Origin of the sequence: Shinella sp. BE166 (assembly GCF_051201095.1) — a bacterium.
Lineage (GTDB): Bacteria > Pseudomonadota > Alphaproteobacteria > Rhizobiales > Rhizobiaceae > Shinella > Shinella lacus.
In genome coordinates, this window is sequence record NZ_JBPEHL010000021.1 from 1 (window position 1) to 14,266 (window position 14,266).

Annotated in this window: 10 protein-coding genes; 2 read left to right on the top strand and 8 right to left on the bottom strand. The window is 64.4% G+C overall.

Annotated features, from left to right (window positions below; all coding sequences use genetic code 11):
- Window positions 1–335 precede the first annotated feature (335 nt).
- The gene (locus J2Y63_RS30955; RefSeq protein WP_256121271.1) at window positions 336–2,294 is read left to right on the top strand and encodes a M23 family metallopeptidase; all 1,959 of its coding nucleotides are present in this window, start codon (window positions 336–338) and stop codon (window positions 2,292–2,294) included.
- A gap of 57 nt (window positions 2,295–2,351) precedes the next feature.
- Here the strand turns inward: J2Y63_RS30955 and clpB are convergent, their stop codons facing one another.
- From clpB to J2Y63_RS30995, 8 genes are all read right to left on the bottom strand, one after another.
- Window positions 2,352–4,958, bottom strand: coding sequence for an ATP-dependent chaperone ClpB (clpB, locus tag J2Y63_RS30960; RefSeq protein ID WP_435269165.1), 2,607 nt, complete (start codon window positions 4,956–4,958; stop codon window positions 2,352–2,354).
- A 254-nt stretch (window positions 4,959–5,212) separates the two neighbouring features.
- Window positions 5,213–5,902, bottom strand: coding sequence for a DUF4167 domain-containing protein (locus J2Y63_RS30965; protein ID WP_435269166.1), 690 nt, complete (start codon window positions 5,900–5,902; stop codon window positions 5,213–5,215).
- Between the two features lie 330 nt (window positions 5,903–6,232).
- Entirely contained in the window at window positions 6,233–7,105 is an 873-nt protein-coding gene (gene prmC, locus J2Y63_RS30970) for a peptide chain release factor N(5)-glutamine methyltransferase (RefSeq protein WP_435269167.1), read from the bottom strand.
- Window positions 7,102–8,184, bottom strand: coding sequence for a peptide chain release factor 1 (prfA, locus tag J2Y63_RS30975; RefSeq protein WP_435269168.1), 1,083 nt, complete (start codon window positions 8,182–8,184; stop codon window positions 7,102–7,104). The genes prmC and prfA overlap by 4 nt, the downstream gene beginning before the upstream one ends.
- 20 nt (window positions 8,185–8,204) lie before the next feature.
- Window positions 8,205–10,472, bottom strand: a complete 2,268-nt coding sequence (gene ptsP, locus J2Y63_RS30980) for a phosphoenolpyruvate--protein phosphotransferase (protein WP_256121276.1) — start codon at window positions 10,470–10,472, stop codon at window positions 8,205–8,207.
- An 86-nt stretch (window positions 10,473–10,558) separates the two neighbouring features.
- Window positions 10,559–11,833 carry an aspartate kinase gene (locus tag J2Y63_RS30985; protein WP_256121277.1) on the bottom strand — a complete coding sequence of 425 codons (1,275 nt, stop codon included), beginning with the start codon at window positions 11,831–11,833 and terminating at the stop codon, window positions 10,559–10,561.
- A 111-nt stretch (window positions 11,834–11,944) separates the two neighbouring features.
- The gene (locus J2Y63_RS30990; RefSeq protein WP_435269169.1) at window positions 11,945–12,511 is read right to left on the bottom strand and encodes a class I SAM-dependent methyltransferase; all 567 of its coding nucleotides are present in this window, start codon (window positions 12,509–12,511) and stop codon (window positions 11,945–11,947) included.
- Window positions 12,508–13,497 (bottom strand): oxidoreductase, encoded by a 990-nt coding sequence (locus tag J2Y63_RS30995; RefSeq protein WP_435269170.1) that lies wholly within the window; start codon window positions 13,495–13,497, stop codon window positions 12,508–12,510. Before J2Y63_RS30995 ends, J2Y63_RS30990 begins: the two co-directional genes overlap by 4 nt.
- A 76-nt stretch (window positions 13,498–13,573) precedes the next feature.
- Between J2Y63_RS30995 and J2Y63_RS31000 the strand changes: the two genes are divergently transcribed.
- Entirely contained in the window at window positions 13,574–14,209 is a 636-nt protein-coding gene (locus J2Y63_RS31000) for a TetR/AcrR family transcriptional regulator (protein WP_435269171.1), read from the top strand.
- Window positions 14,210–14,266: the final 57 nt, after the last annotated feature.

A 14,266-nucleotide genomic window follows, 5' to 3' on the forward strand; every position in this document is an offset into this window, starting at 1 on the left:
AGGAAACCTTGGAGCGAGTTCGTCGGCCGCCAGAAGCGCCGCCGCTCTCGTTCGATGAGCGGGTTATAAGCCCACCTATACGAACACGTCAACAGGGCATGTGACATTTTTTTGAAAATTTCTTCGGAAAAGCATCTGGCCCTCTCACTTCCCCCGGATTTTCAGGGCTTTTGCGCCCACCGAACCGCAAACGGCAGCGCCTGCCCTCAGATTTTCACAATCCGCACGTCTTAAGGATTGTTAAGAACCCGCGTGATTTGACTCGCATGCCCTCCCGCGTGCATGGTCGCGCGCTGAAAACCATAACAAACGACACAGGGCGAAGCGCAATCGGCATGACCACTGACCGGAACATGATCCGATCCCTCGGCAACGAACCGCCGATCCTCGCCGACGGGCGCAAGGCGCCCGACCGTCGCGAAATTTCCCTGCGCTGGCTCTCCGGCACCTTTCTCACCGGCATCACCTCTTCCATCCTTATGGGTGTGGCTCTCTTTGCAGCCCTGGACGGCCGCCAGCAGCTTGCCATTCCGGCCGAAGCCTTCGCGGCTCTCGGCACGCCCAACCAGACGAGCAAGACCGGCGAAACGGCAAAACGCGGCGAACGCGTCATAGAGACGGCGATCGTCGCCAAACCCGCCGACAAGAAAATCATGGAAATCTCCACCATGATCCATGACGGCGAAAAGGAAGTCGTACGCCGCCAGCCCTTCGCGCATGTGAAGATGGCGCTCGCGGCAAACCACGCGACGAGCGAGGACTATCCGCGCTTCGATCCGCTGGCGATCTTCTCCACCAACGGTCGGGATGCCGCACCCGCCTCGCGCATGGGCACGATCTATGGTTCGGACGTCGAATCCGAAGTGGCATTGCAGACCGACGCCTTCCCGACCGGCGGCTCGGCGCTCGACTATGCCGACCAGATGTCGATAGAGGAAGTCGAGGAGAATGTTCGCACCAACGGTTCTGTGCTGACGGACGGCAGCTCGCAGGTCGCCTCGCTCTCCTATGTCGACCCGCAGCGCTTCGCCTCGGAAAGCACCGACCTCGACCTGTTGCAGGGGCTGACCGCCCGCGTCGTCGAGGAGAACATGAGCGTTTCGAACTTCGACACGCTGACACCCGACGATACAGAATATGCCGACGACGTCATCCCCGTGCGCCGCACGGCCGAGATCGACCAGATCATGACGGCGGCCGGTTACACCAAGGCGCAGGGCGACGACCTTTCCGCCTATCTCGAAAGCCAGCTCGGCAGCCGCGAGCTTGCCGAGGGCGACGTGCTGCGCATCTGCATTTCGCAGAAGGGCAAGGAAGCCAGCATCGTGCGCGCCAGCGTCTATTCGCGCGGCCGCCATGTAACGACCGCCGCACTCGATGACAGCGGCCGCTTCGTCAGCGGCGCCGAACCGCCGGTGCTCGATGCGGTGGCGACCGCCTTCGACGACGACGGCCGGCCGGCGATCATTGCCGGGCGCGATCTGCCGCGGGTCTATGACGGCATCTACCGCGCCGCCCTCTCCTACGGCATGGGCAAGGACATGACGACGGAAGTCATTCGCATCCTCGCCAGCAATGTCGATTTCCAGGCGCAGCTTCGTCCGACGGACTCGCTTGAAGCCTTCTTCTCCGTCACCGACGAGAAGGGCACGGCGACGGAAGAGTCGGAAATCCTCTTCCTCGACGCCAAGTTCGGCGACACGGAAACCCGCGTCTACCGCTTCCAGAACCCGGACGACGAATCCGTCGACTACTATGACGAGGCCGGCAAGAGCATCCGGCAGTTCCTGCTGCGCAATCCCGTTCCGAACGGCGTCTTCCGCTCCGGCTTCGGCATGCGGCGTCACCCGATCCTCGGTTTCTCGCGCATGCATACCGGCGTCGACTGGGCGGCACCGCGCGGCACGCCGATCATCGCGGCCGGCAACGGCGTGGTCGAAAAGGCCGGCTGGGATTCCGGCGGCTACGGCAACCAGACGCTGATCCGCCATGCCAACGGTTACGTTTCTTCCTACAATCACCAGAGCGCGATCGCCAAGGGCATCAAGCCGGGCGTGAAAGTGCGCCAGGGCCAGGTGATCGGCTTCGTCGGCACGACCGGCCTATCGACCGGCCCGCACCTGCACTACGAGCTGATCGTCAACGGCAACAAGGTGGATGCGCTGAAAATCCGCCTGCCCGGCGGCAAATCGCTGGAAGGCAAGGCGCTCGCGCAGTTCGAATTGGAGCGCAAGCGCATCGACGACCTGCTCGGCCGCGGCGACGACCCGACGGAAGTCGCCGAAACCCACTAAAACAGAAAGCGCGGGCCGAGACCCGCGCTTCGTTTTTTCCGAGATCGCTGATGCGCCTCAGGCGGCTTTGCTCACCGTCGCAACGCGCGGCGAGAAGAGCAGCCGGTCGGAACCGGCGGTCACCTTGACGGTCACACCGTCCGGGATATCGCCGGAGAGGATCTTCTCCGCCAGCGGATCCTGCAGGTGCTTCTGGATGGCCCGCTTCAGCGGACGCGCACCATAGACCGGATCGTAACCCTTCTCCGCCAGCCAGTGCACGGCCTCCTCGTCGAGGTCGAGCACGATCTTGCGGTCGACGAGCAGCTTGCGCAGACGCTCGAGCTGAATGGCGACGATCGCGCCCATTTCCGTCCGCCGCAGGCGGTGGAACAGGATGATCTCGTCGACGCGGTTCAGGAATTCCGGCCGGAATGCCATCTTCACGACATCCATCACCTGGTCGCGCACCGTGTCGCTATCCTCGTTCTCGCCGAGCGCCGTGAGATATTCGGCGCCGAGGTTCGAGGTCATGATGATCATCGTGTTGCGGAAGTCGACGGTGCGGCCCTGGCCATCGGTCAGGCGGCCGTCGTCGAGGACCTGCAGGAGCACGTTGAAGACATCCGGATGCGCCTTCTCGATTTCGTCGAACAGCACGACCTGGTAGGGCCGGCGGCGGACGGCTTCGGTCAAGGCACCGCCTTCCTCATAACCGACATAGCCGGGAGGCGCACCGATCAGCCGGGCCACGGAGTGTTTCTCCATATATTCCGACATGTCCATGCGCTGGATCGCCGTCTCGTCGTCGAAGAGGAAGCGGGCGAGCGCCTTGGTGAGCTCCGTCTTGCCCACGCCGGTCGGGCCTAAGAAGATGAACGAGCCGATCGGCCGGTTCGGATCCTGAAGCCCGGCGCGCGCACGGCGCACCGCGCGGGAAACCGCCTGCACGGCATCACCCTGGCCGACAACCCACTTGGCGAGATCGTCTTCCATGCGCAGCAGCTTGTCGCGCTCACCTTCCAGCATCTTGTCGACCGGAATGCCGGTCCAGCGGGAGACGATATGGGCGATGTTGTCGGCGGTCACGACCTCCTGCACCATCGGATCGACATCGCCGGCATCGCGGCCCTCGGCGTCTTCCAGCTCCTTTTCGAGCTTCGGAATGATGCCATAGGCAAGCTCGCCGGCGCGCTGGAACTCGCCCTTGCGCTGGGCAATGGCCAGTTCGTTGCGCAGCTCGTCAAGCTGGCCCTTCAGGTCGGCCGCGCGGCCGAGCTTCGACTTTTCCGCCTGCCAGCGCGCGGTCAGCGCGTCGGCCTGCTCTTCCAGAGCGGTGAGGTCGAGTTCGAGCTTTTCAAGCCGGTCCTGCGACGAGCGGTCGGTTTCCTTCTTCAAGGCCTCGCGCTCGATCTTGAGCTGGATGATGCGGCGGTCGAGTTCGTCGAGCTCTTCGGGCTTCGAATCGACCTGCATGCGCAGCCGCGAGGCGGCTTCGTCCATCAGGTCGATCGCCTTGTCCGGCAGGAAGCGATCCGAGATGTAGCGATTGGAGAGCGTCGCGGCGGCAACAAGGGCGGCATCGGCGATGCGGACCTTGTGGTGCTGCTCGTACTTCTCCTTCAGGCCGCGCAGGATCGAGATCGTGTCCTCGACGGTCGGCTCATCCACCATGACCGGCTGGAACCGGCGGGCAAGGGCAGCGTCCTTCTCGACATGCTTTCGGTATTCATCAAGCGTGGTGGCGCCGACGCAGTGCAATTCGCCACGGGCGAGCGCGGGCTTCAGCAGGTTGGAGGCGTCCATCGCCCCTTCCGCCTTGCCGGCACCGACCAGCGTGTGCATTTCGTCGATGAACAGGATGATCTCGCCATCTTCCGCCTGCACTTCGGCAAGCACGGCCTTCAGGCGCTCCTCGAATTCACCGCGATATTTCGCACCGGCGATCAGCGCGCCCATATCGAGCGCCATCAGCTTCTTCTCTTTCAGGCTCTCCGGCACGTCGCCGTTGACGATGCGCAAAGCCAGGCCTTCGGCGATCGCCGTCTTGCCGACGCCGGGTTCGCCGATGAGGACCGGATTGTTTTTCGTGCGGCGCGAGAGCACCTGAATCGTGCGGCGGATTTCGTCGTCGCGGCCGATCACCGGGTCGAGGCGGCCTTCGCGCGCATCGGCCGTCAGGTCACGGGCGAACTTCTTCAGCGAATCGAAACCCTGCTCGGCGCTTGCCGTATCGGCAGTGCGGCCCTTGCGGATGTCGTTGATCACCTGGTTGAGCTTGGTCGGCGTCACGCCGGCCTTCGCCAGGATTTCGGACGTCGCCGCGGATTTTTCGATGGCGAGCGCCAGCAAAAGGCGTTCGACGGTGACGAAGCTGTCGCCGGCCTTCTTGGCGGCGTCTTCGGCGGTCGAGAAGACCTTGGCGAGCGGCTGCGAAAGGTAGACCTGACCGTTGCCACCGGTGGTTTTCGGCTGCTTGGCGAGGGCGGCATCGTTGGCGGTCCGCGCATCGCGCGCGCTGCCGCCGGCCCGTTCGATGAGCGAGGCGGCCATGCCCTGCTCGTCGTCGAGCAGCACTTTCAGGACATGTTCTGCGGTAAACTGCGGATGGCCGTCCGCAAGCGCCTTCGTCTGGGCGGATTGCAGGAACCCGCGGACGCGTTCGGAGTATTTTTCAATATTCATCATCTGCCTCCAGTACTCGGCCGGCCCTTCAAGGCACCGGTCGACGATTAGGATAAGGCTCCCATCAAGGCGAACCTTTCATGCGTGCGGTGCTCCGGCCTTGCGCCGGGTCAACCGCCTGAGGGGAATATGGTGGAGGCATTTTGTGAATTAAAGGGAGCGCCGCAGCCCCGGGCCGAGATTTTTCCCAGGCGACCTTCCAAAACGCAAGAACCCGGCGCGAGGCCGGGTTCTTCGATGCTGGGCAGATGCCGTTATTCCGAAGCTTCGAGCGCCGGAGCGTCTTCGCCGGCAGGCTGTGCTTCGTCGCCGGCGGCTCCGGCTTCGCCACGACGCGGACGGCGCGGGCGCGGTGCGCTGCGGCGGCGTGCCGGAGCACGACCGGCGGGGGCAGCGGCTTCCTCTTCGAGCGAGACTTCAGCCGGCGTGCCTTCGATCACCGGCTGCGGGCCGGAACCGTCGATGACGGGCTGTTCGACCGGAACCACCACCACGGGGGCTGGGGCCGGTGCTGCGGCAACATGTGCCGGCTCGTCGACGGCCGTCGAATCGACTTCGTCCTGATCACGGTCGTAGCCGTCCCGGTCGTTGAAATCGTTCCGATCGGCATTGTCCGGGCGCTCGTCCCGCGGGAAGCGGTCCTGCATCTGCGCCTGAGCGGCGGCAATGATGCGATTGTAGTGCTCGGCATGCTGAAGATAGTTTTCCGCCATGACGCGGTCACCGGAGCTATGGGCGTCGCGGGCCAGCGCCGAGTATTTTTCAGCGATATGCTGGGCCGTGCCCCTGATCTTCACGTCCGGACCCGAACTGTCGTAGGTCCTCGTCAGGGGATTGCCACCCTTGCGGTGGTTGTTGTTGTTATTGTTGTTATTGCTGTTGTTATTATTGTTATTGTTGTTGTTACGCCCGCGGCCGCGCTTGTTTTGCTGTCCTGGCCTCATATGTCACTCACCTAACGTATCGTGTCTTGATGATCATGTGTCTGACGCCTGATCGGGACACGCCAGATCAAGCATCCTTACCCGCGGGCAAACCACGCCGGTCGGTGGTCCTGTCGCTGTAAGACGTCAAATTAACAGGTACCCGCACGGGGCAGTCTTCAACCCTAGCAACTCTTCGGAGAGAGCAACCCTCGCGATCGGATCATGCAGGAACGAATCTCTGTGCCATGACCTCTTGCCCAGTGCGTGCCCGCAACCTAGCCCGCTTCCTCTACGATTCCAAGCCTTTTCTTTGCGGTTGCGGAAATTGCTGCGCTTGCGCAACAAGATTTAAACAACCGCCGCTTTCGTGAAGAGGAGAACGCGGTCGTTGCCGCCGAAATCCCTGACCGCCTCGGTCCGCGCAAAACCGTTTTCGCGCATGATCGCGGTGACCTGATCCTTCTGGTCGTAACCGATTTCGTAAGCCACCAGGCCATTGTCCCGAAGATGATCGCCCGCCCCGGCTGCAATCGTGCGGTAGGCATCAAGCCCGTCGTCTCCGCCATCCAGCGCCAGGATCGGATCGTAGAGCCGGACTTCGTCGTCCAGCGTTCCGATCACGGAGCGGACGATATAGGGCGGATTTGACACAATGATGTCGAACGCCCCGGCCACGGCTGCAAACCAGTCGCTCTGGACCGCCTCGAAGCGGTCTGCGACCCCATTGATGTCGGCATTGCGCCGCGCCGTTTCAAGGGCGCCGGGCGAAAGATCGGTTCCGACACCCGTGGCGCCCGAAACGAGATCGAGCAGCGCAAGGCAGATCGCCCCCGTTCCCGTGCCGAGATCCAGGATGCGACAGCCGCCGGTCTCGGCAACCATGCGCGTCGCATGGGGCACCAGCGCGTCGACGAGCACTTCGGTATCCGGCCGCGGCTCCAGCGTTTCCGGCGAAAGCGTGAGATCGAGCCGCGAAAAGGCCCGGCGGCCGAGGATGCGGTGCACCGGCTCGCGCGCCACACGCCGCGCCAGCGCACGATCGATGGCCTCCTGCTGTGCGTCATCGAGCACCCTTGCGCCATCGGTGACGAAGGCGGTGGGCGACAGGTCGAACAGTCCGGCGATCAGCAGCCGCGCATCGAGCGCGCCATCCGCAAGACCCGCCTCCGAAAGCCGGCGCCGCGCCGTGGCCAGCGCCTCGGCGAGCGTGGCGCCGCTCATCGGCCCTGTTCGCCGAGCTGTGCCAGCTGGCCGGCCTGGTAATCGGCGACCAGCGCATCGACCACTTCGTCGATTTCGCCGATCATCATGCGGTCGAGCTTGTAGAGCGTTAGGTTGATGCGGTGGTCCGTCACGCGGCCTTGCGGGAAATTGTAGGTGCGGATGCGCTCGGACCGGTCGCCCGACCCGACCTGGCTCCTGCGGTCGGCGGAGCGTTCGCTGTCGGCGCGCTGGCGCTCCATGTCGTAGAGCCGCGAGCGCAGCACCTGCATGGCCTTGGCGCGGTTCTGGTGCTGCGACTTTTCCGAACTCGTCACGACGAGGCCGGTCGGAAGATGCGTGATGCGCACCGCCGAGTCCGTCGTGTTGACGTGCTGGCCGCCGGCACCCGACGAACGCATCGTGTCGATGCGGATGTCTTCCGGGCGCACCTCGATGTCGATCTCCTCCGCCTCCGGCAGCACTGCGACGGTCGCCGCCGAGGTGTGGATGCGCCCGCTCGCCTCCGTTTCCGGAACGCGCTGCACGCGGTGCACGCCCGATTCGAACTTCAGCTTGGCGAACACGCCGCGCCCGGTGATGGTGGCGATGATTTCCTTGAAGCCGCCCGCCTCGCCCTCGCTGGAGGAGAGCACCTCGACCTTCCAGCCATTGGCGGCGGCGTAACGCTCGTACATGCGAAACAGGTCGCCGGCGAAAAGCGCCGCCTCGGACCCGCCCGTACCGGCGCGGATTTCGAGGATCGCGCTCTTCTCGTCGGCCGCGTCCTTGGGGAGAAGCAGGATCTGCATCTCCTTTTCGAGGCCTTCGAGCCGCTCCTTCTGCTCCGGCAGCTCCATCTCCGCCAGATCGCGCATCTCGCGGTCAGTCGCCTTGTCGTTGAGCAGCACTTCAAGGTCGGCGATCTCGCCATTGACCTTCTGGTATTCGCGGATTTTCGTCACCACAGGCTGAAGCTCGGAATATTCCGAGGCGAGACGCACATAGGTCTCCGAATCCGGGCCCGCCGACATGCGCGCCTCGATCTCGCCGAAACGGCGTTCAAGGTCACGCATCTTTTCAACGGGAAGCTTCGCCACCGTTTAAACTCCAGTCAATTTCAAAGCGGAACGCCGTTTTCGGCCGCAAAGTCGGTGAGGATCTGGCGGATCGAGGCCGTCGGCTTCGTGTCGTCGAGTGCCGGCATCAGCACCGCCTCGAGTTTTGCCGCATCGAGCGAAAGCAGCATCGACTTCACCGGGCCAATCGCCGCCGGCGACATCGAGACGGAGCGGAAACCGATGCCGAGCAGCGCCATGGCGGAAATCGGCTTGCTCGCCATCTCGCCGCAGAGTGTCACCGAGGTCTCGTTGCGCTCGCCGGCCCGCACGATATCGCGCAGGATGCGCAGGAACGGACGCCCGAGCGTGTCGAAGCGATCGGAGACGCGGGCATTGCCGCGGTCGACCGCCATGGCGAACTGGAACAGGTCGTTCGAGCCGACCGAGACGAAATCGACCTCGGCCATCAGCTCGTCGAGCTGCCAGAGCAGTGCCGGTACTTCCAGCATCGCGCCGAATTGCAGCTTCTTCGGCAACTGCTCGCCGATCTTCGATTGGCGCTGGATCTCCTTCTGGAGAAGGTCGCGGACCTCCTTCAGCTCGGAGACTTCGGTGACCATCGGCAGCATCATGCGCAGGTCCGCACCCGCCGCCGCCCGCAACATGGCGCGAAGCTGCGTGCGCAGCAGGCCAGGCCGGTCGAGCGACAGGCGGATCGCCCGCCAGCCGAGCGCCGGATTTTCCTCTTCCGCCGCGCGGAAATAGGGCACGACCTTGTCGCCGCCGATATCGAGCGTGCGGAACGTCACCGGGCGCCCGCCAGCCTGCTTCAGCACGTTGCGATAGAACGCCTCCTGCTCCTCCGCCTTCGGCATGGTCGAGGCGATCATGAACTGGAGTTCGGTGCGGAACAGGCCGATGCCGGAGGCACCGGATTCGTTGAGATGCGGCAGATCGACCAGCAGGCCGGCATTCATCTGGAGATTGATGTGGCGGCCGTCCTTCGTCACCGGCTCGACGGCACGCAGCGCCCGGTACTGTTCCTGCCGGCGAGCCCGGAAGCGGACCTTCTCCTCGTAGGAACGCTGGAGATCCGCCAGCGGCCGCAGATGCACCCGTGCATCTTCGCCATCGACGATGATGGAATCGCCGTTTTCCGCAAGCGCCACCGCACCTGCCGCCTGGCCGACCACCGGAATGCCCATGGCGCGCGCGACGATCACCACATGGCTCGTCACCGCGCCTTCTTCGAGCACGAGGCCGCGCACGTTCTGGCGAGGATAATCGAGCAGTTCGGCGGCACCCATGGCACGCGCCACGACGATCGCATCGTTCGGGAAGCTGCTGGCCGACAGTTTCGCGCCGTAGCCCGTCAACTGCCGCAGCAGGCGGTTCGCCAGATCGTCGAAATCGTGCATGCGCTCGCGCAGATACGGGTCCGTCAGGCGGATCATGCGCGCCTTGGTCTCGCTCTGCACCCGCTCGACCGCCGCTTCCGCCGTCAGGCCATTGCGGATCGCCTCTTCGAGCTTTCTCACCCAGCCGCGGTCATGCGCGAACATGCGGTAGGTTTCCAGCACCTCACGGTGCTCGCCCTCCATCGACACTTCGCGGCGCGACAGCATGTCGTCGATCGAGATGCGCAGCGAGCCGAGCGCCTCGGCCAGACGGCCGAGTTCGTGCTCGGAATCTTCGTTCAACAGGTTGGTGACGACGATGCGCGGCTCGTGCAGCACGACATAGCCGAGGCCGATGCCTTCGCCGAAGCTCGAACCCTCGATCGCGACGGGGCGGGAGAGGTCGAGTTCGAGGCCGGGCTTGGTGAGCTTCTTCAGCTCCCCGGTCGCCACCATTTCCGCAATCACCATCGCCGTCGTTTCGAGCGCCTCCACCTCGTCCTCGCGGTAGGTGCGGCTCGCCTTGTTCTGCACGACAAGCACGCCGAGCGCCCTGCCGGTTCGCAAGATAGGAACGCCGAGGAAGGAGTGGTAGATCTCCTCGCCTGTTTCCGGCAGGTATGTGAAGGCGGGATGGGATTGCGCGTCGGAGAGGTTCAGGGGCCGCGCGGACGCAGCAATCGTGCCGACGAGGCCCTGGCCCATCTTGAGCTGGGCCAGGTGCACGGCACCGGGATTGAGACCTTCGGTCGCATAGAGTTCGAGCACGCCGTCGGAGCGCAGCACGTAAACGGAACACACCTCCGCGACCATGTTCTGCGCGATCTGGCGCACGATCTGGTCTAGGCGCTCCTGCGGCTCGAGCGGCTCCGCCATCAATTCGCGCAGCCGCTTGAGAAGAACGCGCGGACCCGCGGAGAGATCTCTCATCGCGTGGCGTCTCCTGAAAATGACGTTACCTCACCGACGCTTGGCTACGCCGGCGATCAGAAGATCGGCGCCGAGTCAGCCGGTCCTTACTTCTTATCGAGACCGTAAACGGAATGCAAAGTCCGAACAGCGAGTTCCGCATATGCACCGTCGATAAGAATGGAAATCTTGATCTCGGAGGTGGTGATCGCCTTGATGTTGATGCCCTTGTCGGCCAGCGCCCGGAAGGCGGAGGCGGCAACACCTGCGTGGCTGCGCATGCCGATGCCGATGACGGAGACCTTCACGAGGCCCGTTTCGTGCTGGATCACGTCGAAACCGACCTGTTCCTTGGCGCCTTCGAGCACCCGCAGCGCCTTCTCCATGTCGCCCGAGGGCACGGTGAAGGTCATGTCGGTCTTCGAGCCGTCCTCGGAAATGTTCTGGACGATCATGTCGACATTGATATGCGATTCGGCGAGCGGGCCGAAGATCGCGGCGGAAACGCCCGGCCGGTCGGCGACGCGGCGGAGCGAAATCTGCGCTTCATCCTTGGCATAGGCGATGCCGGTTACGACTTCCTGTTCCACGATCTCTTCCTCATCACAAATCAGCGTACCGGGTGGGTTCAGAAGATCGCCCATGCCCGGCGCATCGGGATCCTCGAAAGAGGAACGAACGAAGGTGCGCACCTTGTGCACCATGGCAAGCTCGACGGAGCGCACCTGCAGGACCTTGGCGCCGAGCGACGCCATTTCGAGCATTTCCTCGAAGGCGATCTTCTTCAGGCGCCGCGCCTTCGGCTCGATGCGCGGGTCGGTCGTGTAGACGCCATCGACGTCGGTATAGATATCGCAACGGTCCGCCTTGACGGCCGCGGCAATGGCGACGGCGGAGGTATCCGAGCCGCCGCGGCCGAGCGTGGCCACGCGGTTGTCCGGACCGAGGCCCTGGAAGCCGGCAACGACGGCCACCTGGCCCTCGCCCATGCGGCGGATCATTTCCGAACCCTCGATATCGAGGATGCGAGCGGCGCCATGCGCGTTGTCGGTCTTGATCGGGATCTGCCAGCCCTGCCAGGAGCGGGCGTCGATGCCCATCGACTGGAGCGCGATGGCGAGAAGGCCGGCGGTCACCAGTTCGCCGGAAGCGACGATCGCGTCATATTCGCGCGCGTCGTAGAAGGGCGAGTTGGCGCCCGTCACCTTCGGCATGCCCTGAACCCAGGCAACCAGCTCGTTGGTCTTGCCGGACATGGCGGAAACGACGACGGCGACCTCGTGGCCGGCATCGACCTCGCGTTTCACATGGCGGGCCACATTGTGGATACGGTCGAGGTCAGCGACGGACGTTCCGCCGAATTTCATCACGATGCGTGCCATGAGTGTGTACCGCTATTCCATATGTACGCGCGAGCGCGCGGGAGAAACCGCGGGGTCTCTTAGCGGAAGACCCCGCGGTGTGCAATGCATGGAATCCGGCAAACGGTACGCTCAGCCCTTGCGGCTGATGCGGTAGACGAAGGCGGGCGGCACATTGCGCAGCGTGCCGCCGACGCGGACGGCCGCAAGCCCGAGCCCGTCGAGCACGGCGCGCGGCACCGGGCAGCGCAGGCCATAGGTGAACTGGTAGAGCGCCGCCCCCTCGCCAAGCCGTTCAAACGTCCCGGCAAGGATCGCCCGCACCGTCTCCGACCGCATCGAGAGCAAGGGCAGGCCGCTGATGGCAGCGCCCGCAGTCTCCGGGCAGGACCGGGCGACATCCGTCGCATCGATGCAGGCGATCTTTGCCTTCGGGAAACGCTGCTGGAGCAGTGCGGCGAACTCGGCCCCCTTCTCGACGAGCAGGATGTCCTCTTCCGCGACCCCACGCCGCAGCAGGGCGCGTGTGAAAACGCCGGTGCCCGGCCCGAGTTCAATGACGCGGCCGGTCTCAGGCCCGATCTCGCGCACGATGAGATCCGCCAGCGCCTCGCCGGAGGGCGTGATCGACGCCACCCGCAGCGGATCGCGGATCCACTCGCGGAAGAAGTGGCAGCCGTCCATTGTCGTTGTGGTCATTGCATGCGCTCCGCGATCGTGGGGAATTTCAGGAGGGTCAGGTCTTCGGACAGTCGCCAGAATTTTGCGGCAAGAGTTGGGTCGGTCGCAGCGGCCAGCGGCTGAACCAGCGTCGGCGATCCACGCATTTCGCGAAAACCGTCCGGGCCGATGAACGCGCCGCCGTTCAGGCCCTCTGCGGTAGCCGCATAGAGCTGGTTGAGCGCGCCCTGCTCCGCAGTCTGCGCCATGAAGCGGTTGCCGATGCGCATGAACAGCCGCAGCACACCGGAGGTGGCGCTGGTCTGGAGATTGGTGTCGGCATAACCGGGATGGGCAAGCACGCTGATCACCGGCAGGCCGCCAGCCTTCAGCCGGCGGTCGAGCTCCAGCGCGAAGAGCACGTTGGCGAACTTCGATTGGGCATAGAAACCCATGCGGCTGTAGCTCTTCTCGCCCTTCAGGTCCTCGAAATGAATGCGGCCCCGGCGATGCAGATCGGAGCTCACGGTGACGACGCGGCTTCCCACCGCGGCGGAGAGAAGTGGCAGCAGGCGTAGCGTCAGCGCGAAATGGGCGAGATGATTGACGCCGAACTGGGTCTCGTGCCCCTGCCGCGTCACTCCGCGCGGCGGCATCATGACGCCGGCATTGTTGATCAGGAGATCGAGCGGCCGCCCTTCGGCAAGCAGCGCATCGGAAAAGGCCGCGACGTCGTCAAGGTCGGCGAGATCGAGACGCCGAAGCTCGATTGCAGCATCGGGAAGCTCGGCACGGAGGCGCGCCAGCGCCATCTGGCCCCTGCCCGCGTCGCGCGCCGTCATGATGACCTGCGCGCCCCTGCGGGCAAGCTCCCGTGCCGTCTGGAAGCCGAGGCCGCTATTCGCACCCGTGACGACGGCCAGGCGGCCCGTCTGGTCCGGCATCTGCGAAAGCGTCCACGCGTCCCCACTTGTCCCGCCCGCGGCGGTTGCCACACCGTCTGCACGCATTATGATACCTCGCATCGAATCTGAACAGTGTTTATATTGCACTACAGCATGATCTTTACACTGTAAAGATCACATTCGCGTGAGACCTGCAATGAACGAAAAGAACAACACCACCGAACGCGGCTATCACCACGGCCACCTGCGCGACGCGCTGATCCGCGCCGCCGACGAACTGCTCGCCGAACGCGGCCTCGAAGGCTTCACGTTGCGCGAAACGGCGCGCCGTGCCGGCGTCTCGCCCGCCGCCCCCTCGCATCATTTCGGCGGCACCGCCGGCCTGCTGACGGAAGTCGCAGCCCTCGGCTACCAGGAACTCGCCCGCCGCCTGATGGTCGCCGGTGAAAGCGGCACGGCCGCTGAACGCCTCAAGGCGCAGGGCGTCGCCTATGTCCGCTTCGCGCTCGATTTCCCGGGGCGCTTCCACCTGATGTTCCGCCACGACATGCTGCAGAAGGACCAGCCCTCGCTGGAGCAGGCGACGGGACAGGCCTGGGATGCGCTCGAAAGCACCGTGCTCGCCATCCGCGGACAGCCGGAGGGCGCCGAACTCGACGCGGAGGGCGAGGCCATGCTGATCGGCATCTGGTCGACGGCGCACGGTTTTGCCCATCTGACGCTCGACAAGAAACTCGCCCGCATCGACGACTGCGGCGGCAACGAAGCCGACATGCTGGAAAGCCTTTTCCCGGCGATCATCGATACGCTCTGGGTGAAAAAACTCGGCTGAAAGAGAAAAGGCCCGCGCGCCTTACGGCACGCGGGCAAAGGGATCGGATGATGAGTG